This window comes from Flavobacterium flavipallidum (assembly GCF_038289905.1).
Lineage (GTDB): Bacteria > Bacteroidota > Bacteroidia > Flavobacteriales > Flavobacteriaceae > Flavobacterium > Flavobacterium flavipallidum.
Window position 1 is genome coordinate 134,107 of the sequence record NZ_JBBYHU010000002.1, and the last position, 24,480, is coordinate 158,586.

Consider the following 24,480-nt stretch of genomic DNA (forward strand, 5'->3'; position numbering starts at 1 on the left):
ATTCAGTATTAGTTTTTACTTAATGTGTTTTTTCAAATCCAAATCGGTTTTTTTCAATTCGGCAATAACCAATTTTGAAATCTCTGTTGCTCCTAATAATGACAAATGGGTATCGTCATGTTTTTCGGTTTTATAAAAAGCACTTTCTCCAGCATTAAAATGCAAATGCAGTTTTTTAGAACCTTCAATACCATACGATTCCTCCAATAACTCGGTTAAATATTGCAAATCAATAAACGGCACTTTATAATCGGTAGCGACTAATCGCGCTTCCATTGGATACATACCATGCGTATCTACCAAAGTACCTTCTGCATTAAAATTTCTTCTCACAATAGACGAGAACAAAACGGGAGTTGCTCCTTTAGCACGAGCTTCGGTTACAAAACGAATCAAATTTTGGCGATAAGCCGTATGCGGATTAGTATAAACGCCGGGTTTATTTTCTTTTTCATCATTATGCCCAAATTGGATAAAAACATAATCTCCTTTTTTCAAAGTTTGCAAAATAGCATCCCAACGTTTTTCGTTGATAAAACTTCGGGTACTTCTACCATTTTGAGCTCGGTTATCAATTACCACTTTATCATCAAAATACTGCTGTAAAACCTGAGCCCATCCATGTTCCGGATTTTCCGTTGGATTGGATTTATTAGCCATTGTCGAATCTCCAATGGTGTAAACGGTTATTTTTTGAGCAAAACAAGCTGTAGTTAGCAACAAGAAAAAGAATAATTTAATTTTCATAATTATTTAAAATTTGAATACCAATTTGATTTACTGTTTGTATTTCCCAGAATTTTATCTAAAGTATATTCTTTAGCTTCTGTTTTTGTCAACTGATGTGACCAAGCAACTCTACTTTCAGGTTGAAATCCGGGACCAGTACAATTGTATTCTGCATAAAAAGAAGCATTTTCAGCATCGGCTTTAGACCAGTTGTTCCAACCTTCTTTCCTGATATGTTTACCCATTTCGCAATTCAGATAGACCGTTTTAGCATTGATCCTCCAAGGACGTCCTAGATAAACTTCGGTTGATTTTTCACCCGCAGTCAATTTACAATTCATAAATACAAAACCGTATTTAGAACTTTCAGGTGTAGACGCAGCTGTTAGATAAGCATTACTTTTGGCATGAATATCACAATTTTCAAATACCGCTGTCGCGCTGCCAAAAATAAAATCTACCGTTCCTTCAATAAAACAATCCTTAAAATATTGCTTAAATCCTTCTCCCGAAACATACAATGTATCCTGATTTCCTAACAAAATACAATTAGAAACTACTACTCTGTCTGCCTCTACAGATAAAGCTACAGCCTGACCTACAGGACCTGCAGTATTTTGTATCGTTAAATTACTGATTTTACAATCATTTCCTTCAACTAAAACTGTTGGTGTCAAAAAAGTACTATTGCGACCTAAATTGATTTTTCCAAAATAATCATCAAAAGTAATTATAGTGTTTTCTTTGCTTTCGCCAATTAAAGAAATCTTCGTGTTCCATTCCGGAATTCGCACTTTTTCATGATAAATTCCGTTTTTAACCGTAATCGTTACACGCTGGTATGGAAAAGCAGGCGAATTGTATATCGCTTCCTGAATACTGTTATAATCACCGCTGCCATCTTGGGCAACAATTATATTGTATTCATCCTTGGGAGCTTTCATTCCCGTTTTTGGTGCCGATTTCATTTCAGTTGAAAGCTTTTTTTTCCACTTATCATAAGCTTTCAAAACCTCTTTAGGCTCATTAGTGTACCAGGAATAACCATTTCTGCGCTCATCTCCAATTTCAGATAACGAATATTTCTTAACTCCGTCTCTGTCGCAAAAAAATGGTTTATTATCATCTAACTCCATAAAACGAGCCCACAGATCAGGAGCTGTAGCATCTGGAATCATTTTTTTGTCAATTATTTTACCATCTTTCAAAACCTTATCTTCTCTAAAACCGGTGATTTTTACTTTTTCAAACCAAACCACTGCCGCTTCAACCGCAGTAATTACTTCTTTTGACGGATTTTCGATTGACATTAACAACAACACAATCTTAGCCGATTCTTTCCCACTCAAAGACGGTAATTCATAAGCACGTGCTTTAGCCGGCAATAAAGTGGTTTCGTCATGCTGAGCACACCAAGCAGTTAAAACCCCATTTTGTTTGTATTGCGTTTTTATAATACAATCAATTCCTTTATCAAAAGCTATCTTAGCTTTGGCAACAATTTCATCAGATGGTTTTATTGAATAGAAATCGGTTTTATCCTTAATCGCTTTCAAAACCATTAGAATTCTCGCCATCGAATCATCATTATAGGTAATATGGGTATAATAGCCTTTTTTCAAAGGATAAAATTGTGGCCATCCACCGCTAGCATATTGCGCTTCTAACAAATAATCCAATCCAGCAAGAAAAGCTTTCTTATATCTTTCATCAGGCTGTTGTTTATAGATTTTTGAAAGAAAAAGCATTTCCTGAGTGGTGGCATTATTATCGGTAGTACAACCTTCTGTTGAAGATTTAAGAACCTGCAATTCTTTCTTTTGAGCATCAGAAAGCGGTTTTTGAATTTGAATATTCTTTGGCCATCCTCCAATGTTTCGTTGATACAGTAATACATTTTCGGCAACTGCCTTGGCTTCGACCGAAGCATACCAAGCATCATTATTCATACTTGTAATACTGCTCCAGGATTTATCCAAAACCTGAGCCTGTAAATTTATAATCGAAACTAAACCCAGAAAAAGGGCAATAATTGCCTTAAAAAAATTATTCATCGTTTATTTATTTTGTAAATCTAAACCAATCAATTGCTGCACTTCCGGCATCGTTTATAGTTCCTTCTCTAAGTGCCGTAAAACCTAATTTGGCTCCAATCCATTTTCCTTCACGGGATTTAAAATCTTCGCCTAATGGCTGGAATTTTTTACCATCCAAACTATAAAAGAAACTGCATATTCCGCCTTCTTTTACTTTCACCTGAAGATAAAATGATTTATCCCCTAATTTCACGGCTTTATTTTCGGTTTCCACGCCTTTTTTATCGGCATTTTTACAAGTTACCTGAGAGATATATAACTCCCCTTTTTGTTGTTTTACCTTCAACATACTGTAATCTAAACCAAGGATTACCAAACCAACACTTTCACCGTCAAAACGTGCATTGAAAGTCATTTTTGCAGTAGCGGTAAATTCATCAGCAGGGAATTTTTGCAATAAAATATTTGGTACATCAAATAAATTCACTGCTTTTTCAGGCATTGGACGACAAAACATAGTATAGTATCCCATTGATGTAGGCATTCCCCAATACACCTGATAATTAGCATGCCATTGCCATTGCAAGCCTAATTTTGTTGCATTAAACTCATCCGAATCCGGCGGAGTCCTTATTGGATATGTTTGGCCAACATTCGGTTTTTTGTACGTCAAAACAGGTTCTCCTTTTCCGTCTTTGTCTTTATCCATTCCTATAACAGGCCAGTCATTTACCCATTTCATAGGTTGCAGATGCACAATTCTTCCGTAAGCCCCTTTGTCCTGAAAATGAAAAAACCAGTCTTCACCGGATGGTGTATCCACCCATGCTCCTTGGTGTGGACCATTAATAGGCGATTTCCCCTGGTCCATTACTTTTCGTTTTTCATAAGGTCCAAAGATATTTTTTGAACGCATAACGGTTTGCCAACCTGTAGGAACACCTCCTGCCGGCGCAAAAATGTAATAATAACCATTGCGTTTGTACAACTTAGGCCCTTCAACAGTTGCTTCATCAAGATGGCCATCAAGAACCATAACCGCATCATCGTTAGCGACAGTACCTTCCTGATTCATCGTACAAACAGCCAGCAAACTCTTAGCTCCTGCCCTGCTTCCCGCAAAAGCAAATCCTAAATAGGCTTTTCCGTCTTCATCCCAAAATGGAGCAGGATCTATAATCCCTTTTCCTTCTTTTACTAATAATGGTGCTGACCAAAGTCCTTTTGGATCTTTAGTCTTAATCATATAAATTCCGTAATCAGGATCAGGATAATAAATATAAAATTCTTCGTTGTGATAGCGAATGCAAGGCGCCCAAACTCCGTTTCCATGTTGCGGTTTATCAAAAACGTCAAAAGGAGGTTGTTTTGGTAGTGCATAATTCACCAATTCCCAATTTACCATATCCTTAGAATGCAAAATAGGCAATCCGGGAATACAGTTAAAAGAAGAAGCTGTCATATAATAATCCTCTCCCACACAAATGGCATCGGGATCAGAATAATCGGCATGTAAAATGGGATTTTTATAAGTACCGTCGCCATTATCGGCTATCCAAACTTTAGAGATTTCATTTGTCTTTTGAGCAACAATTATATGGCTCGAAAAAATAACTAAACCTACTGCAAGTCCATTAATTAGAAACTTCATAGAAGAAAATTAAATATTAAGTACTATCTTTTTCTTTACCAAATATGTCATATAAGTTTAAAACTGAAGTTTTATTGGCTTATAACTACATTTAATTCAGGTTCATATAAGTAAAGACAATTTAAAACAAACCATTAAGAAATTAAGAGAATTAAGTCTAAACGCTCTTATTTTCCTAATGGTAAATATAGTTTTATGGTGTTGAAATTATCGGTTTAATTCGATTGCTGCTAAGATAAATGGACCTGTAGCTTTAGGATCGTTATCTTTCTTTTTCTCGTTTACATAATATTCATAAGAACCATCACGATATGGAGTTCCTCCTAAACCTGCCACCTGACAACACTGTGTTAAGGTAATTCCTCCATCGGCATCTACTCTGATTAATTTAGTAGTCAATCCGTCAAAAGCAAAATTAGCTACTTTTTTAAATTTAGCCGGTAAATAACCTTTGTTAACCCCTTTGGCTAAAGCATAAGCAAACATAGAAGAACCTGAAGCTTCCAGATAATTCCCTTCTCTACCCGCCATATCTGTTACCTGATACCACAATCCTGTTTTTTTATCTTGTACTTTTTCCAAGGCTACCGCCAATTCGTTCAAATATCCTACTAATTCTTTTTGTTTTGGATGTTCTTTCGGGAAATTATCCAAAACATCCACTAAAGCCATAGCATACCATCCTAAAGCACGTGACCAGAAATTAGGTGATTTTCCGGTAACTTTATCTGCCCAAGGCATTTTTCTACTTTCGTCCCAAGCGTGGTATAGCAATCCTGTTTTAGGATCTTTATCATTTTTTTCAAGTAATTCAAACTGTTTAGCTACATCATCAAGATATTTACCATTTTCAAACGTAGTTGTATATTGTGCATAGAATGGTTGTCCCATGTACAAACCGTCTAACCACATTTGATTAGGATAAATTTGTTTGTGCCAAAAGCCTCCACTCGCCGTTCTTGGTTGATTATCCAATTGTTTTCTGATGGTTTGCATAGCAACTAAATACTTATTCTCTTTTGTTCTATCGTAAATATCAAACAAGATAGTAGCTGCTACAACCATATCAATATTGTACTTATCCATTTCATAAGTAGCAATCTTACCATTTTCGTCTATTAAAGCATCTGCATATCCTTTTACATACTCATAGTACTTTTCGTCTTTAGTTTTTTTGTACAATTCCTCTATAGAACTAGCTACTAAACCATGAACATAATCCCATTTTGCAGTAGTTCTATCATCAATTTGAAATGCTTTAGGATGACGCATCATTAACGTCAAAGCCATTTTTTCTGACCATTTTAGTTTTGAAGATGTCAAATCCTTTGTTGTCGAAGTTGCATTTGACTGCGATTTACAGCTCGTCAATCCTAATGCACCTATCAAAATAAACGTAAATAAAAATTGTTTTACTCTCATTAATTTCATCATGTTATGTTTTAATTTGTTGTTTTATTATTTATCTAATTCGATTGCTGCCAATAAAAAAGCACCCAATCCGTGTGAATTGTCCACTTTAATTTTTTCACTCATATAATATTCATACGAACCATCCCGATATGGATTCCCACCTAAACCTGCACTTGCACACACTTGCGTGATATGTATTTCGCCATTGCGGTCCACTTTTATCAATTTTGATGTCAATCCATCAAAACCTTTAAGAGCCACTTTTTTCATTTTTTTAGGCAAATAGCCTTTATGCACCCCTTTAGCAATAGCGTAAACCAACATTGAAGAACCAGATGCTTCTAAATAATTACCTGCTCTATTTGGTAAATTAGGCACTTGATACCATAATCCCGAAACATCTTGATATTTAGTCACTCCACTGGCTAACTCATTCAAATAACCCACTAATTGTTTATGTTTTGGGTGGTCTTTTGGAAAATAATCCAACACATCCACCAAAGCCATGCCGTACCAACCCAAAGCTCTTAACCAAATATGCGGAGCTGTACCTGTTTCTTTATTTGCCCAAGGCATTTTTTTACTTTCATCCCAGGCATGAAAAAACAACCCTGTTGTTGTATCGTAAGCATGATTACGAAGCAACTCAAATTGATGCGCCACATCGTCTAATTTTTGACCTTTTTCATACTCGACAGTATATCTTACATAAAAAGGTTGCCCCATATATAGACCATCTAACCACATTTGATTAGGATAAATTGCTTTATGCCAAAATCCCCCCGAAGCCGTTCGTGGATAATCCACAAACTGGTTTCGCAATGTTTGCAAAGCCTTTAAATACTTCTGATTATGCGTTTTATTATAAAGACCAAAAAGAATTTTTCCGGCATTTATAAAATCAATATTATGATCCTTCGGATTAAAATTTGCAAAAGATCCTGTACTGTCAATTAATGTATCGGCATAGTCTCTTATGTAAGTGAAATATTTTGGGTCTTTTGTTTTTGCATACAACTTTTCGTAAGCCGTTAAAATCATGCCAATCTTATAATCCCATTTGGGTTTTTCATGATTATCAATCTGCCAGGCTTTAGGATGACGTTTCATAATTGACAATGCCATTCTTTCTGACCATTTTAGCTTATCAGAAATGAATTGCTCTTGTTTATTTACTGCTGCTACTTTTGTTTTCTCAATTGGTTTACAACATAAAAACAAAATGCAAATGGTAAATATCCCAAAACCCGAATACACAAACAAAGAAAGTTTTTTCATCATACTATATTTTATTGTGAACATTCAATTCTTCTGAACCATCTGTGGTCAACAGCCAATCCTCATTTCAAAATTATTGAGGACTTTCTACTTTTTGACCATTGATAAACGTATTTACAAATTGGATATTTTTAACATTTTCGATTGAATAAGCCTCTCCAACTTTATCAATTGTTACATTTTTCAACAAAACATTTTCAATAGGCAACTCGGCATAACCTTTGGCCAAAACACCAAATTTACCTCCATCTTTAACTTTTACATTTTCCAGAATTACATTTTTGACTTGAGGAATATAATTACCGGTTTGATTTCCATACACATTATAAAACATATTGATTCTCAAAACAGCTTCTTTTACCTGACCAACTTTAATATTTCTAACAAAAACATTTTCTACAATTCCTCCTCTTCTGGAATTAGATTTGATACGAATGGCTCTGTCTAAATTAGGACTATCCATAGTGCAATTTTCAACAAAAACATTTTTAATTCCACCCGTCATTTCACTTCCCATTACCACTCCGCCATGACCATCTAGCATTTTACAGTTTTGAACAATAATGTTTTCGCTTTTCATTGCTACGCGTCTTCCATCACCATCTTTGCCCGCTTTTATTGCAATACAATCATCCCCAGTATTAAATGTACAATTTTTAATGATTACATTTTTAGAATATTCCGGATCACAACCGTCGTTATTAGGACCGTGACTTTCCACCGTAACACCATCTACCGTTACATTAGTGGATTTCATCGGATGAATCACCCAAAAAGGCGCATTAATAATTTTCACATCTTTTATTAAAACGTCCGTACATTCAAAAAACTCTACAAAACTGGGTCTCAAATAAGAGCCTTCTCCATAAATTCTTTGTTCAACCGGAACATTTTGCTCACCCGATTCTACTAAACGAATTCGATTTTGAGGATCATTTTGATTACCCCTCCCTTCAATCCATCCATATTGTTTTGCTCCGCACCAGTACCACCAATTGTCATTATCAGCCTGACCATTCAAAACACCTTTTCCGGTAACAGCTACCTTCTTTTTATTATAAGCATAAATTAAGGGGGAATGATTCATACATTCTGTTCCTTCAAAAGTAGTTTTCACCAAAGGATAATCAGAAGATTTTGTACTAAACAAAATTTCAGCTCCGTCTTCTAAATGCAAATTCACATTATTATCCAAATGGATGGGACCTGTTAAAAATTTTCCAGCCGGAACAACTACCTTACCTCCTCCATTTTTAGAACAGCTTTCGATTGCTTTTTTGAAAGCTTCTGAATTATTTACGACACCGCCACTTTTTGCTCCAAAATCAATAATACTATAGTTTTTATTTGCAAAGACAGGAACAACGACAACTTTCTCAATTTGCTGTTTAACTTTCCACGGATTTGCTAAAATGGCTTTATCTCCTTTTTGTGCTAAACAATTAGTTGAAAAAATCAAAAACATAGAAAAACAAATAAGAAAACTATAATATTTATTCATCATGGTTAAAATTTTAAAAAAGTTTAAATTGAAATTCAAAAGTTATTTTGTCGAAAATCGGTTGTTTTTATGTAATCGATTGCACAAAGCTATACTTATTTTTTTATTTAAACTATAAAATTGATTAAAAAAAATAGATTTACATAAAAAAAAGAGTAATTATTTTACTTAATAAAAAAATATACTTTTAATTCGTAAAATATTACAAAACTGTATTTTAGTTAAAAAACAAAAGTAAAAACTTGAATTTGATTTTAAAATGAAATCAATATCAATAGCAAACCAATAATTATATAAAAAAATATAGTATTTTTACCGAGATAGACGAATAATAATGAGTGGAAAAACAACAATTTATGACATTGCCAAAGCGCTAAATATTACTGCTGCAACCGTTTCGAGAGCCTTGAATAATAACCCAAAAATCAGTCAAAGCACCAGAAAATTAGTCCTTGAAACGGCTAATAAGATGAATTACAAGCAAAACAAATTAGCACTAGCATTAAGAAGCGGAAAAAGCAACAATGTAGGCGTTATTGTTCCTCGCATTAATACTAATTTTTTCGCATCAGTAATCCGGGGGATTGAAGAAGGCTTACATCCTGAGGGTTATCAGGTTATCATTTGTCAAACCCATGAAGACGAAAATCGTGAAGTTGAAAACGTCAACACCTTATTAAATGCTCAGGTTGATGGCATTTTTATGTCTATTTCTAATCTACCAAAAGAAGACAATCACTACATAGAACGTGTTATCCAAAAAAACATTCCTTTAATCTTTTTTGATCGAAAAAAAGAAATGAAGAATGTGAGTTCGGTAACTATTGACGATTATCTGGCTTCTTACCAAACAACCCAACACCTTATAGAACAAGGCTGCAAAAAAATAGCTTATTTCTCAGGAGACCGTTCGTTAGAAATTTACGAAGACCGCTACAGAGGTTACGAAAAAGCCTTACTTGATAATAATATCCCCATTAACCCGGATTATATTATTTCTATAAAAAGTAATGTTACCGAAGGAAGAGATGCTGTAGAAAAATTATTAGCCTTGGAAAATCCGCCAAACGCTATTTTTTCTACCAGTGATTTTGCCGCTTTAGGAGCCATTCAAAGATTAAAAGAACACGGCATCAAAATCCCGGAAGATTTTTGTGTTTTTGGTTTCGGAAACGAACCTTTTACCAAATTCATGGAATTGTCTATTTCTACCGTTGACCAATCTCCATTAGAAATGGGAAAAATGGCTGCTCAGGTATTTTTAGAAAAAATCAACAACAGCGACAACAAAAAATCAGAAAACAAAGTGGTTTTAATGCCGAAATTGTTGATTAGACAATCTTCGACAAGAATTGCATAATACCATTAATTTGATCCAAATACGATAAAATTTACCGCAAATTCGCTTATTTTAATTTTATAATCGGTGACCTGAGCGATAGCGAATAGACGAAGTAATCTGCGGTCTTTTTCTTAAAGCTAAAAAGAAAACATAAAAAAAGGGAGGCGTTTTAAAAAAACAACCTCCCTTTTCAACTAAAAACAAAATCTAAAAACAATCTTTATAAAGATACTCCTCTTTTCCAAGGAATAAATACGTCTTGTTTCAACTGGTCTGCTTTTGTTTCTACGTTTCCGCTCGCCAATTCAATAATATAATCTACTAATTCTTCACCAACTTCGGTGATGTTTTTTTCTCCAGTAATTACAGTCCCAGCATTGAAATCGATAATATCCGACATTCTATTAGTTAATGCTGTATTTGAAGCAATTTTTACAACAGGCGCTACCGGATTACCCATTGGATTTCCTAAACCTGTGGTAAATAAAACAACCGTTGCTCCTGAACCAACTAATCCTGTAGTACACTCGGCATCATTCCCTGGCGTATTTAAAAGGTTTAATCCTGGTTGTGAAATGTATTCACCGTAATCCAAAACATCAACAATAGGTGCAGTTCCTCCTTTTTTAGAAGCTCCAGCCGATTTCATAGCGTCAGTAATCAATCCGTCTTTGATATTCCCCGGAGATGGGTTCATATCAAATCCTGAACCTGCATCAACGACTGATTTTTCAAAAGCTTTCATCAATGATAAAAACTTATCTGCTTTTTCTTCGGTCACGCAGCGGTTCATCAATTCTTGCTCAACACCACATAATTCTGGGAACTCTGCCAAAATAGATTTAGCTCCCAAAGCTGCAAAAATATCTGAAACAACTCCTAATACAGGATTTGCAGATATTCCTGAAAATCCATCAGATCCACCACACTCTAAACCAATACTTAGTTTTGAAACTGGAGCAGGTTTACGTTCAATTTTGTTAGCTCTTTTAATCGCTTCATAAGAATCTTTAATCACCATTTGAAACATTTGATCAGTAGTTCCAATTTGTTGTTGTTCATAGATCAAGATTTCTTTATCACAATTAGGACTCATTTTTTTCAAAGCATCTTGAAAAATACTAACCTGTAAATTTTGACAACCCAAACTTAAAATAGTTGCACCGGCAACATTTGGATTATTTACATATCCAGCAAGTAGTTTTGCTAACAATTCCGAATCTTGACGAATTCCTCCACAACCACCTTGGTGATTGATAAATTTCACTTCAACATTATCTAATAGATTTTCATCTCTATATCTATCGGAAACTTCTTCTACACTTTTCTCTTCAATTAAAGAACGTAACAATTTTTTATATGAAACTTCTTTCTTTGGTAGTAACTCGTTTTCGAAAATATCTTTTAGTTTTTCGATATTCTTATTTTCACAAAAAACCAATGGAATAAATAACCAAACGTTTTTAGTTCCTACTTGCCCATCAGCACGGTGGTATCCGTTGAAAGTTTTGTCTTTCCAACGATCTACGTTTGGTGGAGTCCAACCTAAATTTCCGGTTTTACCGTAAACTTTTTCACTTAGATGTTTTACATTTTCAGTAGTAATTACTTCACCTTTTTTTATTGGCAATACCGCTTTTCCTACCAAAACTCCGTACATTATTATCTCATCACCAACATTAAAATCTTTCTCTGTGATTTTATGTTTTGCTTTAACATCAGTTATTGGTGTGACGATAGTTCCTTCAAACGAAATTTGTTCGTTTTGTACCAAATCGGTTAAAGCGACAATTACGTTATCGGCAGGATTTACTTTTATTAATTTCTTTTGCATCTTCTAACTTGATTTTTTTATTTCTTAGTTTTTTTGAGAAAAATTGATATAGCCTTGTTGAATACCGTTGGCTTCAATTTCAGTTAATGCAAGCACTAAAGCTTGTGACAATCCATCGATTTTATTTAAATCCTGATCCCAGAAATCCGTATTAGCTAACACTGTTGGTACTACTGATTCTAAACTTCCTAATTCCCAAGCTTTTTTGAATGCTTCTACTAACTCAGGAGTATCTTTAACTGGTAAAGCTTCATCATTCCAAATTCCTTTGTAGAATTGGATCAAACAAGCTAATGAGAAAGTCAAACTAGTAGGAAGTGTTTTTGTATTATTATAATAACCCAATAAACTTGGTAAAACTCTAACTTTGAATTTTGAAATCGAATTTAAAGCAATATCAGCCAAAGCGTGTTTGATAAATGGATTTTTAAAACGATCCATTACCTCTTCAGCATAAGCAGTGATTTCATTCTTATCCATCGGAAGCGTTTCGCTAATTTCACTGATTACATTATCTACAAATGGACCAGTAAAATCACCATTAACAGTTTCCATAACTAATTTGTTACCAAATAAAAGAGAAACGGGAACCATTGCCGTGTGTGCACCGTTCAAAATACGAACTTTAATCATTTTGAAAGGACGAATATCGTCAACAATCTTAACATTCAAATCTGTTTTATGGAACGGTAATTTTGCTTTTAAATCGTCACCTCCTTCGATAGCCCAAAGGAAGAATGGCTCAGCAGCAACAATTAAATTATCTTGATAATCTAATTTGCTGTTGTATTCTTCAATTTCAGCTCTTGGATACCCAGGAACAATTCTGTCCACCAAAGTACTGTGATACGTACAATCTTCTGAAACCCATTTTTTAAATGCTGGATCTAAATTCCATAAATCACAATATTGTAAAATACATTTTTTCAAGGCTTCTGAATTATAATCAATCAATTCGCAAGGAATAATTGTAACTGCTTTAGAAGCATCTCCGTTGAAATGTTTAAATCTTTCCAATAACAAAAGAGTCAACTTTGCTGGGAATGCAGCTGGTGGTTGCATATCCGGAGTATCCGTTGAAACGAATTCAATTCCTGCTTCAGTAGTGTTTGAAACAATAAATTGTAATTCTTCTTCTTTGGCTAAAGCCAAATAATCAGCAAAATCAGTATAAGGATTGATTCCTTTTACAACATTAGAAATCAATTGAATATCCTGAATCTTTTCTCCTTTTTTGATTCCATTCATAAACAGAGTATAAAGACCATCCTGCTCATTTATCATGTTTACCATACCACCTGCTAATGGCTGAACCATTGCAATACCGGCATTGAAATCAACTTCATTGTTTAATCTTTGAAAAGCGTAATCAACAAAAGCTCTTAAAAAGTTACCTTCACCAAACTGAACTACTTTTATCGGGTTTAATTTTTCTAATCCTCTATTTTTTCTATTTAATTTTTCCATTTTTATACTAATAAAATTATTTGAAAATTTGACCAAACAATGCAATCGATTACATTATTTGATCAATTAAAAATATATATTAACATTAATCAGGGACTTAAATATACTCAGAATTAAGTCCCAAATCAATGTTTATTCTTTTATTTATTTCTAAGATCTTTAATAATTGCTAATGTTTCTTTTACTTTCTGAGCTAAACCAACATAATCTTTGCTTTGTAAAACGGAAGCAGAAATTAATTGTGACCCAATACCCACACAATAAGCACCGGCATCAAACCAAGATTTCAAATTATCCCTTTCAGTAGAAACACCTCCGGTAGGCATGATATTAGTCCAAGGACATGGACCTTTAACTCCTTTGATAAATTGTGGCCCGTAGATTTCTCCTGGGAATAATTTCACGATTTCACATCCTAACTCCTCAGCTCTGGCAATTTCAGATAAAGTTCCACAACCAGGAGACCATAATACTTTTCTACGGTTACAAGCAATAGCAATATCTTCTCTGAATACCGGAGTAACAATAAAGTTAGCTCCTAATTGCATATACAATGAAGCAGCAGCGGCATCCGTTACTGAACCAACTCCCATAATCATTCCAGGCAATTCTTTGATAGCATATTTAGTCAATTCAGCAAAAACTTCATGAGCAAAATCTCCTCTGGCAGTAAACTCCATCAAACGGGCGCCACCATCATAACAAGCTTTCAAAACATTTTTACTTAATTCCAAATCATTGCTAAAAAACAAAGGAATCATCCCTGTTTCTTTCATTGCAGTTGCAACTTCTATACGTGTAAATTGAGCCATTTTATCTTTTTTTATCTTGAAACTTTACCTGTGAAATCACCATCAAGTAATTTTTCAATTTCGCTTTTAGTAATTAAATTATAATCTCCGTAAATCGTGTGTTTTAAACAACAAGCTGCCACTGCAAAGTTTAAAGCTCTTTGTTTATCCAATGGTTCTTCGTTTAAACCATAGATTAAACCTCCCATGAAAGCATCACCACTACCAACTCTGTCTACAACAGGTGTTACTTCCTGAACAGCTGCTTTAAATACTTCTTTTCCATCATAAAGGATTCCTCCGATACGTTGGTGAGAAGCACTTACAGAATAACGTAAAGTAGTTGACATGTATTTTAATTCAGGACAAAGTTTAAATATCTCATTATACAAAGCAGGCAATGTATGAACTTCTTGATAATCAGGATCAACCTTATCCAAACCTAACATAAAGTTAGCAGTATCTATGTCTCCTAAGATAATATTACTGTACTTTAACATTTCCGGCATCACATCTTTAGGTTGTTTACCATAATTCCAAAGTTTTGAACGGTAATTTAAATCGGTTGAAATAGTCAAACCTAATTCGTGAGCTACTTTAATAGCTTCAAAACAAGCTTCAGCTGCTGTTTCAGAAAGAGCCGGAGTAATTCCGCTCCAGTGAAACCAGGTAGCTCCTTTTAAAATTTCTTTCCAGTCAAATTCTCCTTTTTTCAAAGTAGACATTGAACTGTTAGCTCTATCGTAAATTACATTACTTGCGCGAGTACTGGTTCCTGTTTCAAGGAAATAAATCCCTAAACGATCCCCACCTTTCATTACATTTTGACAATCTACATCCAGTTTGCGCATTTCGTGAATAGCACAATTCCCTAATTCATTATTAGGTACTTTAGTAACAAATTCTGCCTGCATCCCGTAATTTACAAGCGAAACAGCAACATTAAATTCTCCTCCACCATAGGTCGCTTTATAGGACTCAGCCTGAGCAAACCTCAAATGTCTATCTGTAGACAAACGCAGTAGAATTTCTCCAAAAGTGACTACTTTTTTCATATGTAGTTAATATTTTTTTTATAAGGAATATGTAATCGTCATTCTTCGTTTATATTCTTAATAATTGAATCATGACGATTTCAAGTGAAATATATTTTTATAAATTATACTTTAATTATTTTACCGGAAATTTGAAATATTCCTTGGCATTACCATAGCTAATGTCAGAAACCATTTTTCCAATCCATTCCATTTCAGAAGCAGGCAATTCACCTCTTTTTACTTCATCTCCTAAAAGATTACAAAGAATACGGCGGAAATATTCGTGTCTTGGGAATGACAAGAAACTTCTTGAGTCTGTCAACATTCCAACAAAACAGCTAATCAAACTCATATTAGAAAGAGCGTTTAATTGTTTTGTCATTCCGTCTTTTTGGTCTAAGAACCACCATCCTGAACCAAATTGCACTTTTCCTCTAACACTTCCGTCGTTGAAGTTACCAATCATAGTAGCCATCACTTCGTTATCAGCAGGATTTAAGTTATAGATAATAGTTTTAGTCAATTTATCTTTACTATCTAAAGCATTTAAGAATGCAGATAATTTTTGAGCTTGTGGATAATCACCAATTGAATCCCATCCTGTATCAGGTCCTAAAACACGGTGCATACGAGCATTGTTGTTTCTCAAAGCTCCTAAGTGAAATTGTTGAACCCATCCAAATTCATGGTACGTTTCACATAAGAACACTAAAATAGCACTTTGGAATTTCAATGCTTCTTCATTGTTGATCGATTGGTTTTCTCTTTTCTTTTTGAAAATAGCAGCCACTTCGCTTTCAGTATAATTTTCAAAATAAATTTGGTCTAATCCGTGGTCACAAAGTTGGCAACCATTCGCATTAAAATACTCAATTCTGTTTCTTAAAGCCGCTTGCAAATCAGCATAAGTATTGATTTCGATGGAAGCTTTTTGTCCTAATGCATTCAAATATTCGTTATAACCATCATTTGCAATTAAGATGGCTTTATCAGGACGGAAAGCTGTACTTACAGTAGTTTTAAAATCACTTTTAGCTAATTGCTCGTGAAAATCCAAACTATCGATAGGATCTTCAGTTGTACAAACTAATTCAGCATTTACTTTACGAAGTAAATTTCTTGTACTGTATTCCGCAGAATTCACTTTAGCAGAAGTTTCGTCGTAGATTCTTTCAGCTGATTTTTCGTTTAATAAATCGTAGATATCAAAATAACGAGCCAATTCTAAGTGTGTCCAGTGGTACAATGGGTTACGCATTGTATAAGGAACTGTTTTTGCCCAGTTTAAAAATTTATCTTTATCAGAACCGTTACCAGTTACAAATTGTTCGTTGATACCTAAAGTACGCATCGCTCTCCATTTGTAGTGATCTCCTTTGATCCAAACATCAGTAATATTATTGAAGATTTTGTCTTCAGCAATAAACTGAGGATTTAAGTGATTATGGTAATCAATAATAGGTTGATTTTTAGAATAATTATGATATAATTCTTCTGCGAATTTATTTTCTAATAAAAAGTTATCGTTTATGAAAGTGCTCATTATAATTTTCTTAAAATATTAATCTTCATTTGATGGTTTACCAATGGTAGCCAAAATTCCACCATCAACATATAAAATGTGACCATTTACAAAATCACTTGCCTTAGAAGACAAAAAGATAGCTGCTCCCGCTAAATCTCCTGGATCACCCCATTTAGCAGCCGGTGTTCTGCTAATAATAAAATCATTAAACGGATGCCCGTCAACTCTAATTGGTTTTGTTTGTTCTGTAGCAAAATATCCAGGTCCAATTCCGTTGATTTGAACATTATATTTAGCCCATTCTGTAGCCATGTTTTTAGTCAACATTTTCAAACCACCTTTTGCGGCAGCATAAGCAGAAACTGTATTTCTACCCAACTCACTCATCATTGAACAGATATTAATGATTTTTCCAGCTCTTCTATCAATCATTCCTTTAGCAACATGCTTAGAAACAATAAACGGACTCACTAAATCAATATCAATTACTTCTCTAAAATCTTCAACTTCCATTTCTAATAATGGAATTCTTTTGATAATTCCGGCATTATTGATTAGAATATCAATAGGCCCAACTTCTGTTTCTATTTTAGCAACTGCAGTTTTTACTTCCTGCTCGTTAGTTACATTAAATTTATAACCAACAGCATTGATTCCTTCGCTTTTTAATTCAGCTACAGCAGCATCAATTTTTTCCTGAGAAGAATTTCCGTTTACAACAATCGTTGCTCCGGCCTGACCTAATCCTTTAGCCATTGCCATCCCCAGTCCGTGTGTACTTCCTGTAATAAGGGCAACTTTTCCTTGTATATCAAATAAATTTGTCATTTTATTATCTTAAATCAGTGATTTTACAAACATCCATATCTCCGTAATCTAAGTTTTCACCTGCCATTCCCCAGATGAAAGTATAATTAGATGTTCCTGCCCCTGAGTGGATTGACCATGGTGGAGAAATTACCGCCTGATGATTGTTCATCCAGATATGTCTTGTTTCTTGTGGCTCACCCATAAAGTGACAAACAGCCTGATTTTCCGGAATATCTAAGTAAAAATAAACCTCCATACGACGATCGTGTACGTGAGCAGGCATAGTATTCCAAACACTACCTAGTTTTAACTCGGTCATTCCCATTTGCAATTGGCAAGTAGTTACCACACTTCCGATAATCATTTGGTTTACTGTACGGTGATTTGCCGTTTCCATAGTACCTAAATGTAATTTATTAGCTTCAGCTAAACTAACTTTTACAGTTGGATAAGTCGTATGTGCCGGAGCAGAATTAATATAGAATTTAGCTGGGTTTTTAGCATCCGCACTTTTAAACACTACTTCTTTATTTCCTGCACCTACGTATAAAGCATCTTTAAAACCTAATTCATAAGCTTCACCTTCAACAATAACAGAACCATTTCCTCCAACATTAATGATTCCTAACTCTCTTCTTTCTAAAAAATAAGGTGCTTTAAGTGGATCAATGGTCTCAAGAACCAACTCTTTATTTACAGGAACCGCTGAACCTGCAATATATCGGTCATAATGAGAATAAACTAATACAACTTCATCTTCCTGCATTAAATCATCAATCAAGAACTCCTCTCTTAATTGTTTTGTATCATAATTTTTCACTGCCTTAGGACTCGAAGCATATCTTGAACTATATTTTGTCATAATTATTTTGTATTTAGTGTAATCGATTACAAAGGTATAAATTTAATTTATTTTACATCTATATTTTATGAAAACAACTTATCCATAAAAAGTTAAAAAAAGAAAAAAAGCCCTCTTGAATTTCAAACAAGAGAACTTTTATAATTTTTTACTACAAATCTGTAATAGGTGAATATTTAGGCACTAATGATTTCATAACCATCCATCCTATCAAATAACAAACAGCACAAATAGAAAAGATTATCATATATCCTGAATTTATTCCATTAACCACAGTATCCCCAGATTCCGATAACATTTTCAAAAACTCTCCAATATTAGCAACTCCCTTTTCTTTCAAAAATGCTTTCTCAGCATCTGAATTTAAGAATTGAGGATATTTTTCTAATAATGACTGTCCATTAATCATACTCCAATTTCTTTGGGTAAAATCAAACAAAACACCCGAACCTTTATTAATTAAAGTAGAACCTAAACCTCCAGCTAAACCACCAATACCTGTAATGGTAGCAATAGCTTTCTTAGGAAACATATCTCCTACCGTAGTAAAGATATTAGCAGACCAAGCTTGATGAGCAGCACCCGCAATACCAATAATAATAACCGGAACCCAGTAAGAAATATAACCTAATGGTTGTGCCACTAAGGCCAGTAGAGGAAAAAATGCGAAAATCAACATCGCTTTCATTCTTCCTTCATATGGATTCATTCCTTTTTTCTCAACAAAATAAGTTGGCAACCAACCTCCAATGATAGATAATAAGGTAATCACATACAAAATAAACAAAGGAAACGCTGCCTCAGTAGAATCCATATCATAAACAGAACTTAAATAAGCAGGCGTCCAAAACAAAAAGAACCACCAAACCCCATCTGTCATAAATTTACCAAAAGCGAATGCCCAAGTTTGTTTGTATTTAAAACAATCTTTCAACGAAACTTTAGCAGTTGTCTCTGGAACATAGCCTTCAATTTTACTATCAGCTACAACATCTTGTTGAATATACTCTAATTCTGCAGCATTAACCTTAGAATGTCTTTCTGGCTTATCATACATAAAAATCCAAAAGCCCATCCAAACAAAACCTAATGCACCAATAATGATAAATGCCATCTCCCACCCAAAAGATTTAGCGATAAACGGAATTGTAATAGGTGCAGCTAAAGCCCCAACAGTTGCCCCAGCATTAAAGATACTAGTAGCAAAAGCTCTGTCTTTTTTAGGAAAATATTCGGCTGTAGTTTTAATCGCTGCCGGAAAGTTTCCAGCCTCACCTACTGCTAATACAAATCGAGCAAAAATAAATAAAGTCACACTCACATTAATCACTAAGGCAGTATCACTGATTGTTTCAATAACTTCCTTAGCACCACCAAAACCAACAAACCAATTACCTGTAATGATACCAGAAGTTGCAATACCGGCAAATGCATGCAAACAAGCACCTATAGACCAAACTCCAATTGCCCAAAGAAATCCTTTTTTTGTATCCATCCAGTCAACAAACTTCCCTGCAAATAACAAAGATACCGCGTAAAATATTGAAAATAAAGCAGTAATATTCCCATAATCGTTATTTGTCCAATGAAATTCAGGAGAAATAAAATCACTCCATGTTAAAGAAAGAACCTGTCTGTCTAAATAATTAATAGTTGTTGCAAAAAACAATAATGAACAAATTGTCCAACGATAGTTTCCAACAGCTTTGTTTGTTTGGTTCATAATAATAATTTTATTTATTTAGTTAATGTTAAGTATTCTTTTTATTATTTTTTCTACCGAAATCGTTATAGAAAAAGACAAAAAAATTAGCGCTATATCCAAAAAATAAAGCGCAACACATCATTGATTATCGACTAACACGAATACATTTAAAAATGCAACCTTAAATGTAATCGATTGCACAAATATAATTCTTAATAATCGAATCGCAACAATTTTATTCAAAATTTTAAAAATCTAACATAAAATAGAAATTACTTTAAAAATTAGACATTAAAATTTAACTTCCGCTAATTTATGTATTAAATTCTAAAATCAGCCAACTCGACAAACCAAAATTATGCCAAAAAATGATTTTTATTGAATATTCGTTAAATAGGAATTTGAATAAAGAAATATATAAAAGTCAAACACCGAAATCCTCAAATCTTACAAAACAATTACTTAATCAATCTACTAGGTGAGTAACCAAATTGCTTTTTAAAACATCTACTAAAATACAACGGATCATTAAATCCCACCTTATCAGCCACTTCCGAAACATTATTCACTTTTAATTTTAACAATTGAGCGGCTTTTTTCAAACGTACCGTTCTTATAAACTCATTAGGTGACAAATCCGTTAATTGTTTAATTTTTCGATATAATTTAGACGAACTCATCCCTAATTCAGAACACAGGAAGTTAGCCGTAAGTTCAGGATCACTAATATTTTTCTCAATCAAGTCGGTAATATTTGAAATTAAATCAACATCTAATTGGGAATGCGTTAAAGAAGAAACATCACTTTCAATTTCACCAGAAAAACGCTGTTTTAATTCAGTTCGGGTTCTTATAATATTATCAATACGGGTTTTTAATAAGGAAGGATCAAATGGTTTTACCATATATTCATCAACCCCTAAATTATAACCTTTAATCTTATTTTCATTTTCAGATAATGCTGTAAGCATAATTAATGCAGTATGACTTATATCATCATCATTTTTTAACGCTTCTACAAACTGGAATCCTCCCATAACAGGCATCATTGCATCAACCACACAAAGTGCCGGTTTTATTTTTCTACAAAGATTCAATCCTTCGTCTCCATTTTCAGCTTGGTAAACCTTATAAAATTCAGATAAATATTCAACTATAAAAAAACGCAATTCGGCATTATCTTCAATAACTAAAACACTTTGTTTAAGTTCCGTACTTTGATGACCTCTTTTTATCTTCTCTTCGGCCACATAACCCACCTCTTCCTCTTTGTACTCGATATCAAAAACCTCATCTTTCTTGTAACTTTCTTTAGAAATTGGTAATTCTAAAGTAAAAACACTCCCTTGAGCAGGAGCACTCTTTAAATTCAGAATTCCTCTATGAACTTCAACCAATGATAACACTAATGACAAACCAATTCCTGATCCGGTATTATTCTTTTTACTGGTTTTCACCTGATAAAATCTGGAAAATATTTTTTTCTGACTTTCTAGAGGAATTCCTATTCCATTATCACCTACTTCAACAATAAGTTTCTTTTCGCCATCTTCTTCTTTAGTACCAACATATAAATCTACCGTACCAAAATTATTAGTAAATTTTAAAGCATTTGAAAGCAAATTGTATAGTATTTTATGGTACTTATCAACGTCTATCCAACCTTCAAGACTTTCTAATTCACAATTGAAATTAAAGTTAATTTCTTTTTCCAAGGCCAATTGTGTAAAGGAATCAAAAACTGTTTGAGTATTAGCAACAATTTCTGTCTTAGAAACTTTTAATTTCAACTTTCCTGATTGTGCCTTTCTAAAATCCAAAATCTGATTTACTAACAACAATAATCGGCTTGCGTTTTGATAAATCAAATGCAATTTTGTTCTATCATATTCAAAATCATCTTTTTGCTCTAATAATTGTTTCGCAGGACCTAATATTAATGTCAAGGGAGTTCTTAACTCATGAGAAATATTAGTAAAAAATTGTAATTTTTCATTTGATAAACGTTCATCACTATCTCTTTTTACTCTTTCTAAAAGAAGTGCTTGTCGTAATTTAATTCGGGATTTAATTTCTTTTCTAACATAATACGATGCAACAGTAAGTATCATAACTAATAAAAGAAAAATCTTAGTATTAGTCCAAAAAGGTGGCAAAACAGTAATTTTATAGGCTGTCGTTTTACTCCAAATACCGTCGCTATTTCTTGCTCTTATTTTAAAAACATAATCATCAGGATTCAAGTTCGTATACTGAATAGTTCTGGCATAACTTGTTGTCGTAATCCATTTTTCATCAAACCCCTCTAACATATACTCATATATATTAAGGCTTTCATTACTATAGGATGGTGTAGAAAATTGAATTGAAAAATTGCGATTATCGTAATTAAGTTCTACTTCTTTATAGATGTTAATATCCTTAAAAAAAGGAATTTGCCCATTAACTTCTGAACCAGGAGTAACCTCTTCATTTTGTACTTTAAATTCAGTAATAATTGGTGGTGGAGCTACTTTATTCTCTTTAATTTTATCGGCTGAGAAATAAATAACACCATTTTTCCCTCCTAGATATATCGTAGAATTATTTAAGCTAAAAAAACCTTTCGAACTAAAAACATCTAATCGGTTACCGCTGTCAACATAATAAACATTTATTTTCTTTGATTTTTTCTTAAATCTTGCAATACTGTTATTATTAATATTCAACCATAAATAACCATCATTATCCATTTCTAAATCGGTAATCCATTTACCATGAAGATCTTTTGGTTCTAAAACAGGCAGAAATTGATCTTTTTTTGCATCATAAAATCCTAGGCCTTTTACTGTTGCTACCCAAATATCTCCATTATCATCAATTAAAATATCACTAACATGATTTGCAGGTAAACCTGCTTTATTATGGGGTGCCTCTAAATAAACTTTGATTTTTCTGGTCTTTATATTATACTTTGCCACTCCGGTTTCGGTGGCAAACCACAAATTCTTGAATCGATCAATCTTTATTTTATTAATTTGAAAATCGGGCAATAAACTACCTCTTGAAACTTTAATCTGAAATGTTTTGGCATCTAAAATCACGGCTCCTTCACCAAAAGAACCAGCCACTAAGGTGTTTTCGTCGGTTACTAAAAAAGAAATCAAAGGAGAATTCTTAATTCCTATATCAACTAATCTGGAACTATTGTTTAAATAATTATAAACCAAAATTTTTCCGTTCCATAATCCACAGTAAAAAACTTTACCATCACGTGAATAAATACTCGCTATATCATTAGAATTATTATATAACGGAGCAAAAGCTTTATCTCTGGAAATAAAAAGACCATTATATCTTGTTGCAACTATTACTTTTCCATCATAGGTTTTTGCAAAACCTCTTATACTTGGTTTTTGATTATCATTATACAAAGAGATGTCCTTGCTAATTTTAAATTGATTTCCATATGGGTCATACTTATCCAAACCATCCTCGGTACCAATCCATAAAATACCCGACTTATCAAAATATAGGGAATTCACAATATTCCCTACCAAAGAATTATCATCCGTCAGTTTAGAAAAATACCTTTGAAATTTACCCGTTGCAACGTCTTCTAATTGGTCACAAACCAAAAGTCCTCCTAAAGTTCCTAACCAATATTTCCCATCAGGACCACGTGCAATCGATATAAAATAGGGACCTAACTTATTTCTTAAAATCCCATCTTGTATATAGAGGTTTTCAAATGTATTTTGAGATTTATTTAATTTATATAAACCTTCTCGAGTACCTACAAAAATATCTGATTTAAAATCCTCATAAATAAAATTCACATAAGGATTTTTAAGATTCGAATTGGGAACTTTCAACGTGTAAGTAATCACTTTTAAAATTTCCCCCTTAGTCCCCAGAATAATTTTAGCAATAGAACCTTTACCAAAACTTCCTACCCATATATTACCCTTTCTATCCTGAAAAATAGCTTTAATATATTCAAAACCCTTAATATTAACTTTATAAAATCGTTGATCCGTAGGCGAATAATACGACAAACCTTTATTCATTGTTCCCACCCAAACTCTTTTAAACTTATCTACATGAACCGATCTAATTTCGTCTTCAGGCAAACTATATGGATTGGTTTTTTCGTTAAAAAAAGTACTAAAAACATGCGTATCCATTCTAAACAGGGTAAGCCCTTTTCTAGTTCCTATCCACAGGCTATTTGATGCCTCATCGAGTTCTAATGCTGTAATATCATCATTGAAAATTTTATTTTTTCCAAATTCGGCACTCATGTAAGGTTTAAACTGATAGCCGTCAAAACGATTGAGTCCAAAAAAAGTCCCTAACCAAATAAAACCATTTTTATCCTGAACAATATGTCTAACGGAATTATAAGAAAGCCCATTATTTTCATTATAATGTTCAAACTTTATATTCTGTCCTATACTACTGAACATTGAAAATAAAAAAATGAAAATTAGGGTTAGTTTAAATTTCATGGAAAAATA

The 24,480-nt window shown here is 33.4% G+C and carries 16 protein-coding genes; 1 reads left to right on the forward strand and 15 read right to left on the reverse strand.

The annotated features are described in order from the left end of the window. Nucleotides 1-15: 15 nt before the first annotated feature. The 6 genes from AAEO59_RS01910 to AAEO59_RS01935 form a co-directional block, all read right to left on the reverse strand. Nucleotides 16-747 (reverse strand): rhamnogalacturonan acetylesterase, encoded by a 732-nt coding sequence (locus AAEO59_RS01910; protein WP_341699055.1) that lies wholly within the window; start codon nt 745-747, stop codon nt 16-18. 2 nt (nt 748-749) lie between these two features. Beyond that, nucleotides 750-2,783: a pectate lyase gene (pelA, locus tag AAEO59_RS01915; RefSeq protein ID WP_341699056.1), complete on the reverse strand. Its 2,034-nt coding sequence runs from the start codon at nt 2,781-2,783 to the stop codon at nt 750-752. Between the two features lie 7 nt (nt 2,784-2,790). Continuing rightward, nucleotides 2,791-4,416 carry a glycoside hydrolase family 43 protein gene (locus AAEO59_RS01920; RefSeq protein WP_341699057.1) on the reverse strand — a complete coding sequence of 542 codons (1,626 nt, stop codon included), beginning with the start codon at nt 4,414-4,416 and terminating at the stop codon, nt 2,791-2,793. Between the two features lie 207 nt (nt 4,417-4,623). Then, nucleotides 4,624-5,847: a glycoside hydrolase family 88/105 protein gene (locus AAEO59_RS01925; protein WP_407934912.1), complete on the reverse strand. Its 1,224-nt coding sequence runs from the start codon at nt 5,845-5,847 to the stop codon at nt 4,624-4,626. A gap of 27 nt (nt 5,848-5,874) precedes the next feature. Continuing rightward, nucleotides 5,875-7,107 carry a glycoside hydrolase family 88/105 protein gene (locus tag AAEO59_RS01930; protein WP_341699058.1) on the reverse strand — a complete coding sequence of 411 codons (1,233 nt, stop codon included), beginning with the start codon at nt 7,105-7,107 and terminating at the stop codon, nt 5,875-5,877. A 73-nt stretch (nt 7,108-7,180) separates the two neighbouring features. Beyond that, on the reverse strand, nt 7,181-8,611 hold the full coding sequence (locus tag AAEO59_RS01935; RefSeq protein WP_341699059.1) for a glycoside hydrolase family 28 protein: 1,431 nt from the start codon (nt 8,609-8,611) through the stop codon (nt 7,181-7,183). Nucleotides 8,612-8,942: 331 nt separating this feature from the next. Between AAEO59_RS01935 and AAEO59_RS01940 the strand changes: the two genes are divergently transcribed. Then, complete coding sequence (locus AAEO59_RS01940) at nt 8,943-9,968, forward strand: LacI family DNA-binding transcriptional regulator (protein WP_341699060.1); 1,026 nt, start codon at nt 8,943-8,945, stop codon at nt 9,966-9,968. A gap of 202 nt (nt 9,969-10,170) precedes the next feature. Here AAEO59_RS01940 and AAEO59_RS01945 read toward each other — a convergent pair whose 3' ends face one another. The 9 genes from AAEO59_RS01945 to AAEO59_RS01985 form a co-directional block, all read right to left on the reverse strand. Further along, on the reverse strand, nt 10,171-11,784 hold the full coding sequence (locus AAEO59_RS01945; RefSeq protein WP_341699061.1) for a UxaA family hydrolase: 1,614 nt from the start codon (nt 11,782-11,784) through the stop codon (nt 10,171-10,173). Nucleotides 11,785-11,808: 24 nt separating this feature from the next. Continuing rightward, entirely contained in the window at nt 11,809-13,251 is a 1,443-nt protein-coding gene (locus AAEO59_RS01950; RefSeq protein ID WP_341699062.1) for a tagaturonate reductase, read from the reverse strand. A gap of 140 nt (nt 13,252-13,391) precedes the next feature. Further along, on the reverse strand, nt 13,392-14,063 hold the full coding sequence (locus tag AAEO59_RS01955) for a bifunctional 4-hydroxy-2-oxoglutarate aldolase/2-dehydro-3-deoxy-phosphogluconate aldolase (protein WP_341699063.1): 672 nt from the start codon (nt 14,061-14,063) through the stop codon (nt 13,392-13,394). A gap of 11 nt (nt 14,064-14,074) precedes the next feature. Then, entirely contained in the window at nt 14,075-15,097 is a 1,023-nt protein-coding gene (locus tag AAEO59_RS01960) for a sugar kinase (RefSeq protein ID WP_341699064.1), read from the reverse strand. A 115-nt stretch (nt 15,098-15,212) separates the two neighbouring features. Beyond that, a complete protein-coding gene (gene uxaC, locus AAEO59_RS01965; protein ID WP_341699065.1) occupies nt 15,213-16,622 on the reverse strand; it encodes a glucuronate isomerase in 1,410 nt (469 codons plus the stop codon). Between the two features lie 18 nt (nt 16,623-16,640). After that, complete coding sequence (locus AAEO59_RS01970; RefSeq protein ID WP_341699066.1) at nt 16,641-17,432, reverse strand: gluconate 5-dehydrogenase; 792 nt, start codon at nt 17,430-17,432, stop codon at nt 16,641-16,643. Between the two features lie 4 nt (nt 17,433-17,436). Further along, complete coding sequence (gene kduI / locus AAEO59_RS01975; RefSeq protein WP_341699067.1) at nt 17,437-18,276, reverse strand: 5-dehydro-4-deoxy-D-glucuronate isomerase; 840 nt, start codon at nt 18,274-18,276, stop codon at nt 17,437-17,439. A 151-nt stretch (nt 18,277-18,427) separates the two neighbouring features. Further along, entirely contained in the window at nt 18,428-19,999 is a 1,572-nt protein-coding gene (locus tag AAEO59_RS01980; protein WP_341699068.1) for an MFS transporter, read from the reverse strand. Nucleotides 20,000-20,439: 440 nt separating this feature from the next. Continuing rightward, complete coding sequence (locus AAEO59_RS01985; RefSeq protein ID WP_341699069.1) at nt 20,440-24,471, reverse strand: two-component regulator propeller domain-containing protein; 4,032 nt, start codon at nt 24,469-24,471, stop codon at nt 20,440-20,442. Nucleotides 24,472-24,480: the final 9 nt, after the last annotated feature.

Bases quoted from the DNA above. Each gene is read 5' to 3' on its own strand.
- AAEO59_RS01910 (WP_341699055.1), bottom strand. From the start codon at position 747: ATGAAAATTAAATTATTCTTTTTCTTGTTGCTAACTACAGCTTGTTTT.
- pelA (WP_341699056.1), bottom strand. From the start codon at position 2,783: ATGAATAATTTTTTTAAGGCAATTATTGCCCTTTTTCTGGGTTTAGTT.
- AAEO59_RS01920 (WP_341699057.1), bottom strand. From the start codon at position 4,416: ATGAAGTTTCTAATTAATGGACTTGCAGTAGGTTTAGTTATTTTTTCG.
- AAEO59_RS01925 (WP_407934912.1), bottom strand. From the start codon at position 5,847: ATGAAATTAATGAGAGTAAAACAATTTTTATTTACGTTTATTTTGATA.
- AAEO59_RS01930 (WP_341699058.1), bottom strand. From the start codon at position 7,107: ATGAAAAAACTTTCTTTGTTTGTGTATTCGGGTTTTGGGATATTTACC.
- AAEO59_RS01935 (WP_341699059.1), bottom strand. From the start codon at position 8,611: ATGATGAATAAATATTATAGTTTTCTTATTTGTTTTTCTATGTTTTTG.
- AAEO59_RS01940 (WP_341699060.1), top strand. From the start codon at position 8,943: ATGAGTGGAAAAACAACAATTTATGACATTGCCAAAGCGCTAAATATT.
- AAEO59_RS01945 (WP_341699061.1), bottom strand. From the start codon at position 11,784: ATGCAAAAGAAATTAATAAAAGTAAATCCTGCCGATAACGTAATTGTC.
- AAEO59_RS01950 (WP_341699062.1), bottom strand. From the start codon at position 13,251: ATGGAAAAATTAAATAGAAAAAATAGAGGATTAGAAAAATTAAACCCG.
- AAEO59_RS01955 (WP_341699063.1), bottom strand. From the start codon at position 14,063: ATGGCTCAATTTACACGTATAGAAGTTGCAACTGCAATGAAAGAAACA.
- AAEO59_RS01960 (WP_341699064.1), bottom strand. From the start codon at position 15,097: ATGAAAAAAGTAGTCACTTTTGGAGAAATTCTACTGCGTTTGTCTACA.
- uxaC (WP_341699065.1), bottom strand. From the start codon at position 16,622: ATGAGCACTTTCATAAACGATAACTTTTTATTAGAAAATAAATTCGCA.
- AAEO59_RS01970 (WP_341699066.1), bottom strand. From the start codon at position 17,432: ATGACAAATTTATTTGATATACAAGGAAAAGTTGCCCTTATTACAGGA.
- kduI (WP_341699067.1), bottom strand. From the start codon at position 18,276: ATGACAAAATATAGTTCAAGATATGCTTCGAGTCCTAAGGCAGTGAAA.
- AAEO59_RS01980 (WP_341699068.1), bottom strand. From the start codon at position 19,999: ATGAACCAAACAAACAAAGCTGTTGGAAACTATCGTTGGACAATTTGT.
- AAEO59_RS01985 (WP_341699069.1), bottom strand. From the start codon at position 24,471: ATGAAATTTAAACTAACCCTAATTTTCATTTTTTTATTTTCAATGTTC.